We start from the raw sequence: 16,449 nt of genomic DNA, 5'->3' as shown, positions 1-16,449 counted from the left end.
CCACTCTTTCCGTGAATCAGCGGGCACCAGGGAGGGGGGTCAGGGGGGTGGGGGGTCAGGGAGGGGGGTCAGAGGATGGGGGGTGGGGAGTAGGTGGCGGCGTCGGGGTGGGACTGGACGATCTTGGTGACGCGGGCGGTCAGGTGGGACACCTGGGCCTCGGCGGCGCCGGTGAACGTGTTGCGGTCGGCGACCAGGGCGTCGATGTCGGCGCGGGTCAGGTTCAGGCGGCCGTCGGCGGCCAGCCGGTCGAACAGGTCGTTCCCGGCCGCGCCCTGCTCCCGCATGGCCAGCGCCACGGCTACCGCGTGCTCCTTGATCACCTCGTGGGCGACCTCCCGGCCGACGCCCCGACGCACGGCGGCGACCAGGATCTTCGTGGTGGCCAGGAACGGCAGGAAGCGCTCCAGCTCCCGGTTGATCACCGCCGGGTACGGGCCGAACTCGTCCAGCACGGTCAGGAACGTCTGGAACAGGCCATCGGTGGCGAAGAACGCATCGGGCAGCGCCACCCGGCGCACCACCGAGCAGGAGACGTCGCCCTCGTTCCACTGGTCACCGGCTAGCTCGCCGACCATCGACAGGTAACCCCGGATGATCACCGCGAAGCCGTTCACCCGCTCCGACGAGCGGGTGTTCATCTTGTGCGGCATCGCGCTGGAACCCACCTGCCCCGGCTTGAAGCCCTCGGTGACCAGTTCCTGCCCCACCATCAGCCGGATCGTGGTGGCCAGCGACGACGGCGCGGCGGCCACCTGCGCCAGCGCGGAGAGCACGTCGAAGTCCAGCGAGCGTGGGTAGACCTGGCCGACGCTGTCCAGCACCCGGCTGAAGCCCAGGTGCCCGGCCACCCGACGCTCCAGCTCGGCCACCTTGCCGGCGTCGCCGTCGAAGAGGTCGAGCTGGTCGGCGGCGGTGCCCACCGGCCCCTTGATGCCGCGCAACGGGTAGCGGCCGATCAGGTCCTCCAGCCGCTCGTACGCGATCAGCAGCTCCTCCGCCGCGGACGCGAAGCGCTTGCCCAGCGTGGTGGCCTGCGCGGCGACGTTGTGCGACCGGCCGGTCATCACCAGGCCGGAGTATTCACCCGCGTGCCAGGCCAGCCGCGCCAGCGTGGCGACCACCCGGTCCCGGATCAGCTCCAGCGAGGCCCGGATCTGGAGCTGCTCGACGTTCTCGGTGAGGTCTCGGGAGGTCATCCCCTTGTGCACGTGCTCGTGCCCGGCGAGCGCGCTGAACTCCTCGATCCGCGCCTTCACGTCGTGCCGGGTGACCCGCTCGCGCGCCGCGATCGAGGCCAGGTCGACGTCGTCGACCACCCGCTCGTACGCCTCGACCACCCCGTCCGGCACCGGCACGCCGAGGTCGCGCTGGGCCCGGAGCACCGCCAGCCAGAGCCGGCGTTCCATCCGGACCTTCTCCTCCGGCGACCAGAGGGCGACCAGCTCGGGCGAGGCGTAACGGTTGGCGAGCACGTTCGGGATCGTCGTCACGTACCTCAGTCTTTCACGGCGCCCCCGCCACGCCGGCCGCCCGGCCCGGCCCGGAGCACGGGCCGGGCCGGGCCCACGCGGCCGGCTACAGCCGGATCGCCGGATCCAGCGCGACGCCGATCATCTCCTCGGCCGTCAGCAGGTACCGGTCGGCAGCCGGGTGCGTCTCGACCTGCACCCAGGTCCCGTCCGTGCGCACGACTGTCACGAACCGTTCGACGATCCGGACGACGGGCCCCGGCACGGTGCGCCGGCCCTCGAAGTCCGCCACGACCACCCGCTCGCCGTCGGGGCCGGTGAAGGATCGGCACTTCAGCGGGCCAGGGGTGCAGCGCTGGGGACCGGCGGTCTGGCCGGGCCGGGGTCGACCCACGAAGACGCCCAGGTAGGAGCGGACGTCGCCGCGCGCCGCCACGCCGACCCCGGACCAGCCGGTCATGGACTCCCACTGGAACGGCTGCACCGACCACTGGGGCGTGCCGGTGAGCGGGCCGCCCCAGGTGGCCTGGTCGGTGACCGGACCTGCACCGCGTACCCACCGCAGGTCGGGCGCCTCCCGGTCGAGCGCGGCCAGCATCGCGGAGCGGAGGCGCCCCGCGCGGTCCACCGCCGTGGCGGACGCCGCCGAGTAGGCGGGGGCGGGCCCGGTGGCCGAACCCGGCCCGACCAGCGTGCCGGCGCCGAGCGCCAGCGCCAGCACCGCGGTCGCCACGGAGGCCGTGTACTTCCCGACCAGCCGGCGACGCCGCCTTTCCTCCCGCGCCACCAGGGTGTCGATGTCCACCGCCGATGGCGGCGGCTCGCCGATCGCCTCGTCGAAGATCTGCCGGTACGTCATCTCTGCCTCCCGCTCTCCAGTGCCGAGTCCTGCGAGGCGAGCAGGCGGAGCGTCGCCAACGCCCGGGCGGCCTGGCTCTTCACGGTCCCGCTGCTGACGCCGAGCACCTGGGCGGTCTCCTCGACCGAGAGGTCGCAGTAGAACCGGAGCACCACCACCGCGCGTCGCCGCGGGGCGAGCTGCCCGAGCAGGTCGAGCAGCGCCTCCCGCTCACCGACGGCCGGCTCCCCGGCGGTCAGGTCCGCCCGGTCCGGCACGTCGTCGGTGCTGCGCTCGCGCCGCCACGGGCGTCGCCGCTCGTCCAGCCAGGCGTTGGTGAGCATCCCCCGGACGTACGCGTCGAGGTTGTCCGCGGCGCGTGCCCGCCGCCAGTTGCGGTAGAGCTTGCTCACCGTGATCGAGACCAGGTCGTCCGCCGTGTGCCAGTCCCGGCAGAGCAGGTACGCCGTGCGGCGCAGCGGCTCCAGCCGGGCGGACACGTACTCCCGGAACTCGTCGTCGCGCCCCGTCACGGAACAACGCCCGTCGCTCGCCTCATGCCCAGGGGACGGAAGGCGACCCCGGTCGGGTTGCCCGCCTCGGCGACGCACTCACGGGGTGGGGCGGCCGGTCAGCGCGTGCCAGAGCGCGTCGCCCGCCTCCTCCTCGGTGTCGAAGCGCTGCCGGACGTCGTACGTCCCGCGCTCGTAGGCGCCGATCTCCCAGCCGCCGGCGCGGGCGCGGCGCAGGAACCAGAAGTCGGGCGGGACCGGCACGTGCTCGTGCACGCCCTCCAGCGCGAACGCGTCCGGGGACAGCCCGGCCGCGAGCAGCGCGGCGCGTACCTGGTGCCGGTCCACGCCCGACCTCCTGTCTCGTCGAGATCCGGCCGGGCGTGCGCTCACGCCCCGGCGGTCAGATCCTCTTCCACCAGGAAACCGTTGTCGAGCAGCCACTGCACGGTCAGCATGGCCCCGGCCTGCGGCAGGTACGCGGGGTTGAGCTGGAACTGGGTGCCCATGCCGGGCTGGGCGAACCACGACGCGATCGGGCCGGAGTCGACGGTGAACGGCTTGACCACGCAGTAGGTGTGGTAGTTGGCCAGCGGCGCGTTCGCCGGGGTGTTCAGGCTCTGCGGGGTGAGCGCGCGCGAGCTGAACGGCGTGCCGAGCGGGGCGAGGAACGCGCCACCGGTGAAGCCGAAGCGGTCGAGCCGGTAGCCGGCCAGCAACGTCTGGGCCTGCTTGATCGGGCGGCCGTCCGGGGCGATGACGAACCCGTTGGCCGGCGGGTAGACGTACGCCGCCGGGGTGCCGGTGGTGTACTGCGCCAGGAACTGGCTCTCGGTCAGCGCCCCGAACCGCTGGTAGCCGGCGAGCAGCGGCCCGACCGGCGAGGCGGTCGGCAGCACGGCCGGGCCGAGCATCGGGTTGTTGTCGTAGAACTCGGTGGTGGGCGGCGCGACGGGCGGGGTGCCCGGGCGGCAGAGGCTCTGCGTGGGCGGGGGCGGGGGTTGCGGCCGGCCGGAATCGGACGCGTCGCCGACCGAGGGGAGGGCGACCGTCCTGGTGGCCGGCGTGGTGGCGGCGGTCGCGCCGACCGGCTGGGCGGCGCCGGGTACGAGAACGAATGCCGCCCCGGAGACGAGGGCGAGCAACCAACGGCGTGTCTTCACCGAGAACCTCCAAGATGGGCTGGATCAGTACGACCCATCCTGAGAGGTTCTCGGCATTAATGTGAGGACTTGTCCGTTTAGCTACCTGATCGAGCTAGCGCTCCAGGATCGCGGTCACGCCCTGCCCGCCGGCCGCGCAGATGGAGATCAGGCCGCGCCCGCTCCCCTTCCGGTCGAGCAGCTTGGCCAGCGTGGCGACGATCCGGCCGCCGGTGGCCGCGAACGGGTGCCCGGCGGCCAGCGACGAGCCGTTGACGTTGAGCCGGTCCCGGTCGATCGGGCCGAGCGGCGCGTCCAGGCCGAGACGCTCCTTGCAGAACTCCGGCGACTCCCAGGCCGCCAGCGTGGCCAGCACCTGCGAGGCGAACGCCTCGTGGATCTCGTAGAAGTCGAAGTCCTGGAGCTTCAGCCCGGCCCGGGCCAGCATCCGCGGCACCGCGTACGCGGGGGCCATCAGGAGCCCCTCGTCGCCGTGCACGAAGTCGACGGCGGCCGTCTCGGACCAGGAGAACCAGGCCAGCACCGGCAGGTTGTGCGCCCGCGCCCACTCCTCCGAGGCGAGCAGCACTGTCGACGCGCCGTCGGTGAGCGGCGAGGAGTTGCCGGCGGTCATGGTGGCGCGCTCGGCGTCCGGGCCGGTGGCGCCAAAGACCGGCCTGAGCGAGCCGAGCTTCTCCGCGCTGGTGTCCGGCCGGAGGTTCTGGTCGCGGGTCAACCCCAGGTAGGGGGTCATCAGGTCGTCGAAGAACCCGTTCTCGTACGCGGCGGCGAGCCGCTGGTGCGAGCGGAGCGCCAACTCGTCCTGGGCGGCCCGGTCGACGTTCCAGCGCAGCGCCGTCCGGGCGGCGTGCTCACCCATGGACAGCCCGGTGCGCGGCTCGGCGTTGCGCGGGATCTCGGGCTTGAACGGCTGGAGCGGGCGCAGCTTCGCGGCCAGCTTGAGCCGCGCCCCGAGGGTGCGGGCCGAGTTGAGCTGGATCAGCGTGCGGCGCAGGTCCTCGTTGACCGCCAACGGCGCGTCGGAGGTGGTGTCCACGCCACCGGCGACGCCGGCGTCGATCTGCCCGAGGGCGATCTTGTTGGCCACCAGGATGGCGGCCTCCAGCCCGGTGCCGCAGGCCTGCTGGACGTCGTACGCCGGGGTGTGCGGGTCGAGCCGGGAGCCGAGCACCACCTCGCGGGTGAGGTTGAAGTCCCGGGAGTGCTTGAGCACCGCGCCGGCCACCACCTCGCCGAGCCGCTCGCCGGCCAGCCCGAACCGGGCGACCAGCCCGTCGAGCGCCGCGCCGAGCATGTCGGCGTTGGACGCCTGCGCGTAGCGCGAGTTGGACCGGGCGAAGGGGATGCGGTTGCCGCCGATCACCGCGACCCGCCGGACACTCTGCACGATCGGCCTCCTCGAAGCTGTTGCCCCAACCCTACTCGCCAGTAGGCTACGCCCATGACCGACAGGTACGCGAGCTTCGTCCAGACGGGGGCCGGTCGCGCGCTGGTCAAGCGCCTCGGGCTGCCCGACCCGCCCCGACTGCGCCGGCACACGCCGGGCGACCCGCTCGTCCCCGGGCCGGTCCTGCTCGGCTCCTCGACCGGCGGCCGGCTCGCCGAGCCGGCCGGCACGATCCTGGCCGCCGCCGGGGTCGAGCTGACCGAACCGGCCGCCACCGCCGCCGACAGCCGCTTCGCCGCCCTGGTGTACGACGCCAGCGGCGTCACCGACTCCACCGGGCTGCGCCAGCTCTACGACTTCTTCCACCCGCAGGCCCGGTCCCTGCTGCCCAGCGGCCGGGTGATCGTGCTGGGCACACCACCGGCCGAGTGCGACTCGCCCCGGGAGGCGACCGCCCAGCGCGCGCTGGAGGGGCTGACCCGCAGCATCGGCAAGGAGTTCGGCCGGGGTGTGACCGCCCAGCTCGTGTACGTCACCCGGCACGGCGACGCCGGCACGCCGGTGAGCCTGGAGTCCACGCTGCGCTTCCTGCTCTCCGGCCGCTCCGCGTACGTCTCGGGGCAGGTAGTCCGCGTCGGCGCCGGCACCGCCGTCGTCCCGGCCGACTGGGACCGGCCGTTGGCCGGGCAGGTCGTGCTGGTCACCGGCGCGGCCCGGGGCATCGGTGCGGCGCTGGCGACAGTGCTGGCCCGAGACGGCGCGCAGGTGGTGGCGCTGGACGTCCCGGCGGCCGGCGACGAACTGGCGGCGGTGGCCAACGGGATCGGCGGCAGCGCGGTGCAGCTCGATTTGACCGCGCCGGACGCGCCGACCCGGCTGGCCGAGCACCTGGCGTCCCGGCACGGCCGGGTCGACGTGGTGGTGCACAACGCCGGCATCACCCGGGACAAGACGCTCGGCCGGATGGACGCCGACCGCTGGGACTCGGTGCTCGACGTCAACCTGTCGAGCCAGGAGCGGATCAACGACGTGCTGCTGGAACGCGACCTGATCCCGGCCGGCGGGCGGATCGTCTCGGTCTCCTCGATCGCCGGGATCGCCGGCAACCGTGGGCAGACCAACTACGCGACCAGCAAGGCCGGCGTGATCGGCCTGGTCGACTCGCTCGCCCCGGTGCTGCGCGGGCGCGGGATCAGCCTGAACGCGGTCGCGCCCGGGTTCATCGAGACCCGGCTGACCGCGCGCATCCCGCTGACGCTGCGCGAGGCGGGCCGGCGGATGAACAGCATGGCCCAGGGCGGCCTGCCGGTGGACGTGGCCGAGACGATCGGCTGGCTCGCCTGGCCGGCGACCGGCGCGGTCAGCGGCAACGTGGTCCGGGTCTGCGGCCAGAGCCTGCTGGGGGCGTAGATGCCATTCCGCGACCACGACCCCGACGACCTGACCCTCCCCGACCTGATCGCGGGCCCCACCCAGGACCTGTCCGCGTTCGCCCCGCCCCGCTCCGGCGATCATGAAATTGACGGCACATCTGGAGATCCACAAGGCCGCCAACTTCATGATCAACCGGGTGGGGGGCCGGGCGGGCGGCGGCGCGTCGCGCTGGGGCGGATGCCGGCGGCGGGTGGGCTGTACCGGCGGGCGCTGCTGGGGGCGGTGCCCGGACTGGGCGGGCGGCGGGGGCGGGAGCTGCCGGCCGTGGAGTTGGCGGTCCCCGGGGTGCCGGTCGACCCGGCGCACCTGGCCGACTACGACCGGGTCTGCGGCTTCCGGCTGGCCGACCGGCTGCCCGCCACGTACCTGCACGTGCTCGGGTTCCCGCTGTCGCTGCGGCTGATGACCGCCGCCGACTTCCCGATCCCGCTCACCGGTGTGGTGCACGTGGCCAACCGGATCACCGTCCACCGGCCGGTCCGGGTCGACGAGACCGTCGGCTTCCGCACGTACGCGGAGAACCTGCGCCCGCACGACCGGGGCCGGCAGCTCGACGTGGTGCTGGTCGGCTCGATCGACGGCGAGGAGGTGTGGCGCGGCGTCTCGACGTACCTCGGCAAGGAGCGCGCGGCGGGCGGCGGCCCGCGGCGCGACCGGGGTGACCGCCCGGTGCCGCCGGCCGCCTCGGCGCAGTGGCGGGTGACGCCGCGGGTGGGTACGGACTACGCGCGGGTCTCCGGCGACCACAACCCGATCCACACCTCGAAGCTGGGCGCGCGGCTGTTCGGCTTCCCGCGCCCGATCGCGCACGGCATGTGGAGCAAGGCGCGCTGCCTGGCCGCGTTGGAGAGCCGGCTGCCGGACGCGTACACCGTGGACGTGGCGTTCAAGCTGCCGGTGCCGCTGCCGTCCACGGTGGCGTTCCATGCCACCGCCACGGGCGCGGGCTGGGACTTCGGGCTGCATGGCGGGCGGGACGGACGACCGCACCTGGTCGGCACCGTCCGCTGAGGAAAGTGGGGACTTGGCGTCCCCGCTTTTCTGCGTTAAGTTGTTCTCAGATTGAGTTGTTCTCAACCTGAGAGAGTGAGCGCCGTGGACGAGCAGGACTTCCTCGCCGGATACGACCCCCGCGACTACCCGGCGGTCGCGGTCACCGTCGACGTGGTGGCGCTGACCATCCGCGAGGACGCGCTCCACCTGCTGCTGATCCGCCGGGGCGCGCCGCCGTACGCGGGGCACTGGGCGCTGCCCGGCGGCTTCGTCCACCCGGACGAGGACCTCGCCGCCGGCGCCCGGCGTGAGCTGGCCGAGGAGACCGGGCTCGGCGGCGAGCGGCTGCGCCGGGTGCACCTGGAACAGCTCGGCAGCTACGGCGCACCCGACCGGGACCCGCGCATGCGGGTGGTCTCGGCCGCCCACCTGGCGTTCGCCCCCGACCTGCCCGACCCGGTCGCCGACAGCGACGCCGACGAGGCGATCTGGCTGCCGGTCACGGCGCTGACCAGCCGGCAGCTCGCGTTCGACCACGGCCGGATCATCGACGACGGGCTGGAGCGGGCCCGCTCCAAGTTGGAGTACACGCCGCTGGCCACCCGGTTCCTCGCGCCCGAGTTCACCATCACCGAGCTGCGCGCGGTCTACGAGACGGTCTGGGGCCACCCGCTGCACGCCGGCAACTTCCACCGCAAGGTGCTCTCCGTGCCGGGCTTCGTGGAGAGCACCGGCGCCAGCACCGAACGCGGCGGCGCCCGCGGCGGCCCCCGCGCCAAGCTCTACCGCGCCGGCGACGCCCGACTCCTCCACCCCGCCCTGCTGCGCCCCGCCCGCGAGGAGACCGTGCGATGAGGTGCAAGGAGGGGCCCCCGCTTAACGCCTCCGGTAGAGGCGGGGCCCCCGCTTATCACCGGCAGCTCAAGGCGCCGCAGCACCCGAGCGACAACGACCTGATGGCCCGCGAGGCACGCGCGTTGCGGCGGATCGCCGAGCGGGGCGACGCCCGCCACCTGGCGTACGTGCCCCGGCTGGTCGACTCCTACCCGGTGCGCGACCCGGCGACCGGCGCGGAACTGCTGGTCAACGAGCTGGAGATGGTCGCCGGGCTGCACAGCCTCGACGACGTGCGCCGCGCGTACCCGGACGGGGTCGACCCGCGCGACGCGGCCTGGATGTGGCGGCGGCTGCTGGTCGCGCTCGGCCTGGCCCACCGGGCCGGCGTGGTGCACGGCGCGGTGCTCCCCCGGAACGTGCTCATCGAGCCGGACGCGCACGGCCTGGTGCTCGTCGACTGGTGCTTCTCGACCGAGCCGGGCGGGCTGGTGCCGGCGCTGGTCACCGACGCGGCCGACTGGTATCCGCCGGAGGTCACCGGGAAGCGGCCCTGCGGCCCGGGCACCGACCTCGCGCTGGCGGCCCGCTGCATGACCTGGCTGATGGCCGACCGCGCGCCGCGCGAGCTGCGCGCGTTCGCGGCCGGCTGCCGGCAACCCGCGCTGACCGCCCGGCCGGACGACGCCTGGCGGCTGCTGCGCGAACTCGACGAGGTGCTGGAGCGGCGCTACGGGCCGCGCACCTTCCGACCCTTCACCCTCAACCCCTAGGGAGGCTGCCATGGGCAGCGGAATCTGGTCCACCGACGTGTACGACGCCGCCGACCGTTACCGGCGCCGGACCGGCAGGAGCGCGTTCTCCTACAGCGACAGCGGGGCACGGCAGGTGCACCCCGCACTCGACCCGCGCGACGCGACGCGGGAGAGCCGCGACTCCGCCGAACACCCGCAGTCGACGCCGATCGCGGTGCTCTTCGACGTCACCGGCTCGATGGGACACGTGCCCCGGGTGCTCCAACGCAAGCTGCCGCAACTGCTCGGCCTGCTGCTCCGCCAGGGGTACGCCCGCGACCCGCAGGTGCTGTTCGGCGCGATCGGCGACGCCACCTGCGACCGGGTGCCGCTCCAGGTCGGGCAGTTCGAGTCCGACAACCGGATGGACGACGACCTCGGCCGGATCGTGCTGGAAGGCGGCGGAGGCGGCCAGATGATGGAGTCGTACGAGCTGGCGCTGCACTTCATGGCCCGGCACACGGTCACCGACAGCTGGGAGAAGCGGGGCCGGCGCGGCTACCTGTTCATCATCGGCGACGAGCTGGCGTACCCCCGGGTGAAGGCGCGGGAGGTGACCCGGCTGATCGGCGGCGGCCTGGCCGAGGACCTGCCGATCCGGCAGGTCGTGGACGAGGTCACCGCACGCTGGGACACCTACTACCTGCTCCCCGCCGGCAGCCACTACGCCGGCAACCGCAAGGTGCTCGACTTCTGGCGCGGCCTGCTCGGGCAGAACGCGGTCGAGCTGGACGACCTGGACGCGGTCTGCGAGACCATCGCGCTCACCGTCGGCCTCGGCGAACAGGCCATCGACCTGGACGCCGGCCTGAGCGACCTGGACCGGGCCGGCTCGACCGCCACCCGGACCGTCTCCCGGGCGCTCGCCGGGCTCGGCGGCGGCCGGCGCGCGGTCGCGGCGCTGCCGTTCACCCCGACCGACGGCGGCAGCGGGGTCACCCGGCTGTGAACCACGTGATGGTGGTCGACCTCGGCTACGGCGACGCCGGCAAGGGCACCGTCGTGGACGCGCTCTGCGCGACCCGGCCGGTGCACACCGTGGTCCGCTTCAACGGCGGCGCGCAGGCGGCGCACAACGTCGTGCTGCGCGACGGGCGGCAGCACACGTTCGCGCAGTTCGGCGCCGGGACGTTCCGCCCCGGCGTCCGGACGCACCTGGCGCGGCACGTGGTGGTGGACCCGCTGGCGTTGGCCGCCGAGGCCGACCACCTCGCGGCGGTCGGCGTGCCCGACGCGTTCGACCGGCTGACCGTGGATGGGGAGGCGCTGCTGGCCACGCCGTACCACCGGGCCGCCAACCGGGCCCGGGAGACCGCCCGGGGAGCCGACCGGCACGGCTCCTGCGGGCTCGGGGTGGGCGAGGCGGTCGCGTACGGCCTCGCCCACCCCGACGAGGCACCCCGGGTCGCGGACTGCCACCGGCCCGCGGTGCTGCGTCGCCGGCTCACCGCGCTGCGCGACCGGCTCACCGCCGAGCTGGGGGCGCTGGACGCGCCGCCGGTCGACGACTGCCTGCCCGCGTACGCGGCGTTCGCCGACCGGGTGGCGATCGTCGACCGGAGCTGGCTCACCGGGGCGCTGCGCGCCGGCACCTGCGTCTTCGAGGGCGCGCAGGGGGTGCTGCTGGACGAGTGGCACGGCTTCCACCCGTACACCACGTGGAGCACCACGACGTTCGCCAACGCCGAGACGCTGCTCGCCGAGGCGGGGATGGCCGGCACCGCGCAGCGGCTCGGGGTGCTGCGGGTGACCACCACCCGGCACGGCCCCGGGCCGCTGGTCACCGAGGACCCGGCGCTGCCGTTCACCGACCCGCGCAACCCCACCAACGCCTGGCAGGGCCGGTTCCGGTTCGGGCACTTCGACGCGGTCGCCCACCGGTACGCCCTCGACGTGGCCGGCGGCGTGGACGGGCTGGCGCTGACCCACCTCGACCTGACCGGCCCTCGGTTGCGCATGTGCAGGCGGTACGCCGACGGGCCCGACCGGCTGGTCCCCGGGCCGGCCGGTGACCTGGAGCGGCAGGCGGCGCTCACCGAGCGGCTGCTGCGGGCCCGGCCGGTGCTCGACGAGGCGCCCGCCGACTGGCCGGCGGCCGTGTCGGAGGCGCTCGCCACCCCCGTGCTCCTGACGTCGCATGGCCCCACCGCTGAGGAGAAGGCGGGGCCCCTTGTTAACGCATTTTGTATAGGAAGGGCCCCCGCTTAACACCCCAGCGTCGAGCATGGGGGCATGGGGGACGTGCTCGGCCTGCTGCACCAGACGGTGACCTCGCCGTGGGTGTACCTGGTGATCATCGCGGTCACCGCCGTCGACGCGTTCTTCCCGGCGGTGCCCGGCGAGACCGTGGTGATCACCGCCGGGGTCTTCGCGGCGAGCGGCGAGCCGAACCTGGTCGCGGTGATCGTGACCGCCGCGCTCGGCGCGCTGATCGGCGACCACGTCTCGTACGCCATCGGGCGCGGCGGCGGCGCGCACCGGCTGGCCCGGCTGCCTGCCGACAGCCGGCGGCGGGCCAGTTCCGACTGGGCCCGGCGGGCGGTCGACAGGCGCGGCGGGATGATCCTGACCACCGCCCGCTACGTCCCCGGCGGCCGCACCGCGGTCACGCTCACCATGGGCGCGGTCCGTTACCCGGCGCGCTCGTTCCTGCTCTACGACGCGCTGGCGTGCGGCACCTGGGGAATCTACTGCGGGCTGCTCGGCTACTTCGGCGGGCTGGCGTTCGAGCACAACCCGGTCACCGGGCTGCTCGCCGGCATCGGCATCTCGCTGGCGATCACCGGCCTGTTCGAGGCCGTCCGCTGGGCCCGCCGCCGGGCCCACGCCCGGGCCGCCTCTCGGCGCGGTGTTAAAAGGGGGCCCCGCCTATACCGGAGGCGTTAACCGGGGGCCCCGCCTTACCCCACACCGGGGCGCCAGGTGACGCCTCGCAGGAGTTGGTCGGCGCCTAGCCAGGCGACGTTCATCATGCGGGTGGCGGTCTTCTCGGCGTCGGCCTCGGGGTGGTCGGCCAGCCAGTCGGCGAGCGACTCGGTGGCGCCGACCAGCGCGTACGCGACCACTTCCAGGTCGGTGGCGCCGACCTCGCGGCCGGAGGCGCGCAGCGCGTGGTCGAGCATCCCGGCGACCACCTCGACCAGCCGGCCGCGCATGGTGGCCAGTTCGGCGGCGAACGGCTGGGAGCCGCGGGCCTGCCGGTAGAGCACGGCCCAGCCGTCCCGGTGCGCGCCGACGAAGCCGAAGAACGCGCGCAGCCCGCGCCAGAGCCGCTCGTCGGCGGGCAGGTCGGGGGCGGCGGCGCCGGCGATGGCCTCCATCATCCGGGTGCCCTCGCGGTGCAGGCAGGCGATGAAGAGCTCCTCCTTGGTGCCGAGGTAGGCGTAGACCATCGGCTTGGAGATGCCGGCGTCGTCGGCGATCTCGTCCATGCTGGCGGCGTGGAAGCCGCGTCGGGAGAAGACCTTGACCGCCGCGTCGAGCATCTGCTGCTCGCGTACGGCTCGGGGGAGGCGCTTGAACGTCGGTGTGCTGGACACCCTTGCAAGCATACCTACTCGTGCGTAAGGTTACGCCGGAGTAACCAAAATCGAGAGGTGTCTTCCCATGACTGACTTCGACCCGGCCACCTTCGCGAACGTCGGCCCGAAGGAGTTCGCGCAGCTGGTCAAGTCCACGCCGGACGACAAGATCGCCGAGATCATGTCCGGTGACGCGCGCGGCAAGATCCTCAGCGAGGTCTTCAACCGGATGCCCACGCTGTTCCGCGCCGACCGCGCCGGCTCCACCAACGCGGTCATCCACTGGAACATCACCGGCCGTCCGGACGGTGGCACCGACACCTACGAGATCGTCATCGAGAACGGCACCTGCACCGTCTCGGAGACCCCGACCCGGGACCCGAAGCTCAGCCTCACCATGGGCCCGGTCGAGTTCCTGAAGATCGTCTCCGGTGGCGCCAACCCGGTGATGATGTTCATGACCGGCAAGCTGAAGGCCAAGGGCGACCTGGGCCTGGCGGCCAACATCGCCAACCTGTTCGACATCCCCAAGGCCTGACCATGGCCGAGTTCTCGCTCGACCTGAACGAGGAACAGCGGGACCTTCGCGACTGGGTGCACGGCTTCGCCGCCGAGGTCGTGCGCCCGGCCGCGGCCGAGTGGGACGCCCGGGAGGAGACTCCCTGGCCGGTCATCCAGGAGGCGGCGAAGGTCGGCCTGTACGGGTTCGAGTTCCTCGCCACCTGCTGGGCCGACCCCACCGGCCTCTCCCTGCCCATCGCCAGCGAAGAGCTCTTCTGGGGCGACGCCGGCATCGGCCTGAGCATCTTCGGCACCGCGCTCGCGGTCGCCGGCATCTACGGCGCCGGCACCCCCGACCAGCTCGTCGAGTGGGTGCCGCAGTGCTTCGGCGACGCGGACCAGCCGGCCGTCGCCGCGTTCTGCACCACCGAGCCGGAGGCCGGCTCCGACGTCGGGTCGATGCGGACCCGCGCCGTCTACCACGAGGCCACCGACGAGTGGGTGCTCAACGGCCAGAAGGCGTACGCCACCAACGGCGGCATCGCCGGGGTGCACGTGGTCACCGCCTCCGTCGCGCCCGAGCTGGGCTCGCGCGGGCAGGCCGCGTTCGTCGTACCGCCGGGCACGCCCGGCCTCAGCGCCACCCGCAAGCTGCGCAAGCTCGGGCTGCGCGCCTCGCACACCGCCGACGTCTTCCTCGACGACGTCCGGGTGCCGGGCCGCTGCCTGCTCGGCGGCAAGGACGCGCTCGACGAGCGGCTGGCCCGGGCCCGGTCCGGCCAGCGCGCCTCCGGCCAGGCGGCGATGCGCACGTTCGAGCTGTCCCGCCCGACCGTCGGCGCGCAGGCGCTCGGCGTGGCGCGCGCCGCCTACGAGTACGCGCTCGACTACGCCAAGGAGCGGGTGCAGTTCGGCCGGCCGATCATCGAGAACCAGGCGGTCGCGTTCGCGCTCGCCGACATGAGGATGGAGATCGACGCCGCCCGGCTGCTGGTCTGGCGGGCGTCCTGGATGGGCCGCAACAACCGGCCGTTCACCGCCGGCGAGGGCTCGATGTCGAAGCTCAAGGCCGGTGAGGTGGCCGTCTCGGTGACCGACAAGGCGGTCCAGCTGCTCGGCGGCGCGGGCTTCCTGCGCGACCACCCGGTCGAGCGGTGGTACCGGGACGCCAAGATCTACACCATCTTCGAGGGCACCTCCGAGATCCAGCGGTTGGTCATCTCCCGGGCCATCTCCGGGATGCAGATCCGCTGATCGCCGCCGGATCCCGGCCCGCGACGGCACGCCGTGCCGGGCGTACCCCGTCGCGGGCCGGGTCCCTCGCGCCGCCGACCAGGTCGGCGGCATGATCGGGAGACCTCGAACGCGAAGGAGGTTGCGCCGTGGACCTGCCGTTCATCGTCGCCACGCTGACCCGACGCGGACTGCTCACCCCGGGCCGCCCGATCCGGGTGGCCTCGCAACTGAACGCGCTGCGCCGGTGGGGCTGGAGCCTCGCCGGGGAGCTGCGCCAGGCCGCCGCCCGTGATCCCGGCCGGGTCGCCGTGGTGGACGAGCACGGCGCCGCGGTGACGTACCAGGAACTGCTGGACCGCTCGGAGCGGCTGGCCCGATCGCTGCGTTCCGGCCTCGGCGTGCGGACCGGCGACCGGGTGGGACTGCTCTGCCGCAACCACCACGGGCTGATCGAGGCGATCGTCGCGGCGATGCTGCTCGGCGCGGACGCCGTGCTGGTCAACACCGGTCTCTCCGCGGCCCAGCTGGTCACCGTCGCCGAGGAGCAGGGCCTGCGCGTGCTGGTGCACGACGCCGAGTTCGCCGACCGGGTGCTCGGTCTCCCGGCCGAGCTGCACCGGGTCGACGAGCGCCGGCAGGAGGAGCTGATCGCCGGCGCGGTGCCCGGCGACCGGCTCCAGCCACCGGACCGCGACGGTCGGACCATCGTGCTGACCTCCGGCACCACCGGCACGCCCAAGGGCGCCCGCCGGCCCACCCCGCACGGCTTCGGCCCGCTGGTGTCCATCATCGACCGGATCCCGCTGCACGCGCGGGACGTCGTCATGATCGCCGCCCCGATCTTCCACACCTGGGGGTACGCCGCCCTCCAGGTGTCGTTCGCGCTGCGCGCCACCGTCGTGCTGCACCGGCGCTTCGACCCGGCCGCCACGCTGGCCGCGCTCGCCGGGCAGCCGTGCGACGCGCTCTTCGCCGTACCGGTGATGCTGCAACGGCTGATGGAGGTCGCGCCGCCGCAGCCCCGGCCGCCGCTCAAGGTGGTCGCGGTCAGCGGCTCCGCCCTGCCGGGCAACCTGGCGACCGGCTTCATGGACCGCTTCGGCGACGTGCTCTACAACCTCTATGGCTCGACCGAGGTCTCCTGGGCGTCCATCGCCGGCCCGGCCGAGCTGCGCGCCGCGCCCACCACGGCCGGCCGACCGCCGCACGGCACCCGGCTGGAGATCGTGGACGAGGCCGGCCAGCCGGTCCGCGACGGTCGGGTCGGCCGGATCTTCGTCGGCAACGAGATGCTCTTCGAGGGCTACACGTCGGGCACCGGCCGGGAGAGCCGCGACGGGCTGCTCGACACCGGCGACCTGGGCCGGCTCAACCCGGAGGGCCTGCTCTTCGTGGACGGGCGGGCCGACGACATGATCGTCTCGGGCGGCGAGAACGTCTTCCCGTCCGAGGTGGAGGATCTGATCGCCCGGTTGCCGCAGGTCCGCGAGGTGGCAGTGATCGGCGTGCCGGACCCGGAGTACGGGCAGCGGCTGGCCGCGTTCCTGGCGTTGCGCGCCGGCGAGACGCTCGACCCGGAGGCGGTCCGCGAGTACGTCCGGCGCTACCTGGCCCGCTTCTCGGTGCCCCGCGACGTGATCTTCGTCAAGTACCTGCCCCGTAACGCCACCGGCAAGGTGCTCGGTCGGGAACTACGCCGCTACTTCGACTGATCGGTTGACCACACAGGACGGACGACGGTGCTACCTTTGCCCCCGTTTCAGA

The 16,449-nt window shown here is 73.7% G+C and carries 17 protein-coding genes; 10 read left to right on the top strand and 7 right to left on the bottom strand.

The window, feature by feature from the left end:
• Positions 1-68: 68 nt before the first annotated feature.
• The 6 genes from purB to ACH495_RS01705 all read right to left on the bottom strand — a co-directional run bounded on the left by purB (position 69) and on the right by ACH495_RS01705 (position 5,372).
• Positions 69-1,493 carry an adenylosuccinate lyase gene (purB, locus tag ACH495_RS01730; protein WP_396855849.1) on the bottom strand — a complete coding sequence of 475 codons (1,425 nt, stop codon included), beginning with the start codon at positions 1,491-1,493 and terminating at the stop codon, positions 69-71.
• Positions 1,494-1,578: 85 nt separating this feature from the next.
• Positions 1,579-2,331, bottom strand: coding sequence for a hypothetical protein (locus ACH495_RS01725; protein ID WP_396855848.1), 753 nt, complete (start codon positions 2,329-2,331; stop codon positions 1,579-1,581).
• Positions 2,328-2,843, bottom strand: coding sequence for a SigE family RNA polymerase sigma factor (locus ACH495_RS01720; RefSeq protein WP_396855847.1), 516 nt, complete (start codon positions 2,841-2,843; stop codon positions 2,328-2,330). The genes ACH495_RS01725 and ACH495_RS01720 overlap by 4 nt, the downstream gene beginning before the upstream one ends.
• A 78-nt stretch (positions 2,844-2,921) precedes the next feature.
• A complete protein-coding gene (locus tag ACH495_RS01715; RefSeq protein ID WP_396855846.1) occupies positions 2,922-3,170 on the bottom strand; it encodes a hypothetical protein in 249 nt (82 codons plus the stop codon).
• A gap of 41 nt (positions 3,171-3,211) precedes the next feature.
• A complete protein-coding gene (locus ACH495_RS01710) occupies positions 3,212-3,985 on the bottom strand; it encodes a TNT domain-containing protein (protein WP_396855845.1) in 774 nt (257 codons plus the stop codon).
• Between the two features lie 94 nt (positions 3,986-4,079).
• Positions 4,080-5,372, bottom strand: coding sequence for an acetyl-CoA C-acetyltransferase (locus ACH495_RS01705; RefSeq protein ID WP_396855844.1), 1,293 nt, complete (start codon positions 5,370-5,372; stop codon positions 4,080-4,082).
• 54 nt (positions 5,373-5,426) lie between these two features.
• On the opposite strand from ACH495_RS01705, the gene ACH495_RS01700 reads away from it, so the two are divergent.
• The 7 genes from ACH495_RS01700 to ACH495_RS01670 all read left to right on the top strand — a co-directional run bounded on the left by ACH495_RS01700 (position 5,427) and on the right by ACH495_RS01670 (position 12,313).
• Positions 5,427-6,782: a 3-oxoacyl-ACP reductase gene (locus ACH495_RS01700; RefSeq protein WP_396855843.1), complete on the top strand. Its 1,356-nt coding sequence runs from the start codon at positions 5,427-5,429 to the stop codon at positions 6,780-6,782.
• Complete coding sequence (locus ACH495_RS01695; RefSeq protein ID WP_396855842.1) at positions 6,783-7,817, top strand: MaoC/PaaZ C-terminal domain-containing protein; 1,035 nt, start codon at positions 6,783-6,785, stop codon at positions 7,815-7,817.
• 84 nt (positions 7,818-7,901) lie between these two features.
• Positions 7,902-8,654: an NUDIX domain-containing protein gene (locus ACH495_RS01690; RefSeq protein WP_396856494.1), complete on the top strand. Its 753-nt coding sequence runs from the start codon at positions 7,902-7,904 to the stop codon at positions 8,652-8,654.
• Entirely contained in the window at positions 8,651-9,406 is a 756-nt protein-coding gene (locus tag ACH495_RS01685) for a serine/threonine protein kinase (protein ID WP_396855841.1), read from the top strand. Before ACH495_RS01690 ends, ACH495_RS01685 begins: the two co-directional genes overlap by 4 nt.
• A 10-nt stretch (positions 9,407-9,416) precedes the next feature.
• The gene (locus ACH495_RS01680) at positions 9,417-10,376 is read left to right on the top strand and encodes a hypothetical protein (RefSeq protein ID WP_396855840.1); all 960 of its coding nucleotides are present in this window, start codon (positions 9,417-9,419) and stop codon (positions 10,374-10,376) included.
• Positions 10,373-11,635, top strand: coding sequence for an adenylosuccinate synthetase (locus tag ACH495_RS01675; protein ID WP_396855839.1), 1,263 nt, complete (start codon positions 10,373-10,375; stop codon positions 11,633-11,635). The genes ACH495_RS01680 and ACH495_RS01675 overlap by 4 nt, the downstream gene beginning before the upstream one ends.
• A 24-nt stretch (positions 11,636-11,659) precedes the next feature.
• A complete protein-coding gene (locus ACH495_RS01670) occupies positions 11,660-12,313 on the top strand; it encodes a DedA family protein (protein WP_396855838.1) in 654 nt (217 codons plus the stop codon).
• Positions 12,314-12,327: 14 nt separating this feature from the next.
• Here the strand turns inward: ACH495_RS01670 and ACH495_RS01665 are convergent, their stop codons facing one another.
• Positions 12,328-12,966 (bottom strand): TetR/AcrR family transcriptional regulator, encoded by a 639-nt coding sequence (locus tag ACH495_RS01665; RefSeq protein ID WP_396855837.1) that lies wholly within the window; start codon positions 12,964-12,966, stop codon positions 12,328-12,330.
• Positions 12,967-13,033: 67 nt separating this feature from the next.
• Between ACH495_RS01665 and ACH495_RS01660 the strand changes: the two genes are divergently transcribed.
• From ACH495_RS01660 to ACH495_RS01650, 3 genes are all read left to right on the top strand, one after another.
• Complete coding sequence (locus tag ACH495_RS01660) at positions 13,034-13,486, top strand: SCP2 sterol-binding domain-containing protein (RefSeq protein ID WP_396855836.1); 453 nt, start codon at positions 13,034-13,036, stop codon at positions 13,484-13,486.
• Between the two features lie 2 nt (positions 13,487-13,488).
• Positions 13,489-14,703, top strand: a complete 1,215-nt coding sequence (locus ACH495_RS01655) for an acyl-CoA dehydrogenase family protein (protein ID WP_396855835.1) — start codon at positions 13,489-13,491, stop codon at positions 14,701-14,703.
• A 128-nt stretch (positions 14,704-14,831) separates the two neighbouring features.
• Positions 14,832-16,397 (top strand): AMP-binding protein, encoded by a 1,566-nt coding sequence (locus ACH495_RS01650; RefSeq protein ID WP_396855834.1) that lies wholly within the window; start codon positions 14,832-14,834, stop codon positions 16,395-16,397.
• The last annotated feature ends 52 nt before the right edge of the window (positions 16,398-16,449 follow it).

The organism is Micromonospora sp. NPDC018662 (assembly GCF_044391475.1).
Classification (GTDB): Bacteria; Actinomycetota; Actinomycetes; order Mycobacteriales; family Micromonosporaceae; genus Micromonospora.
This window is presented reverse-complemented; position numbering and strand designations above follow the sequence as displayed.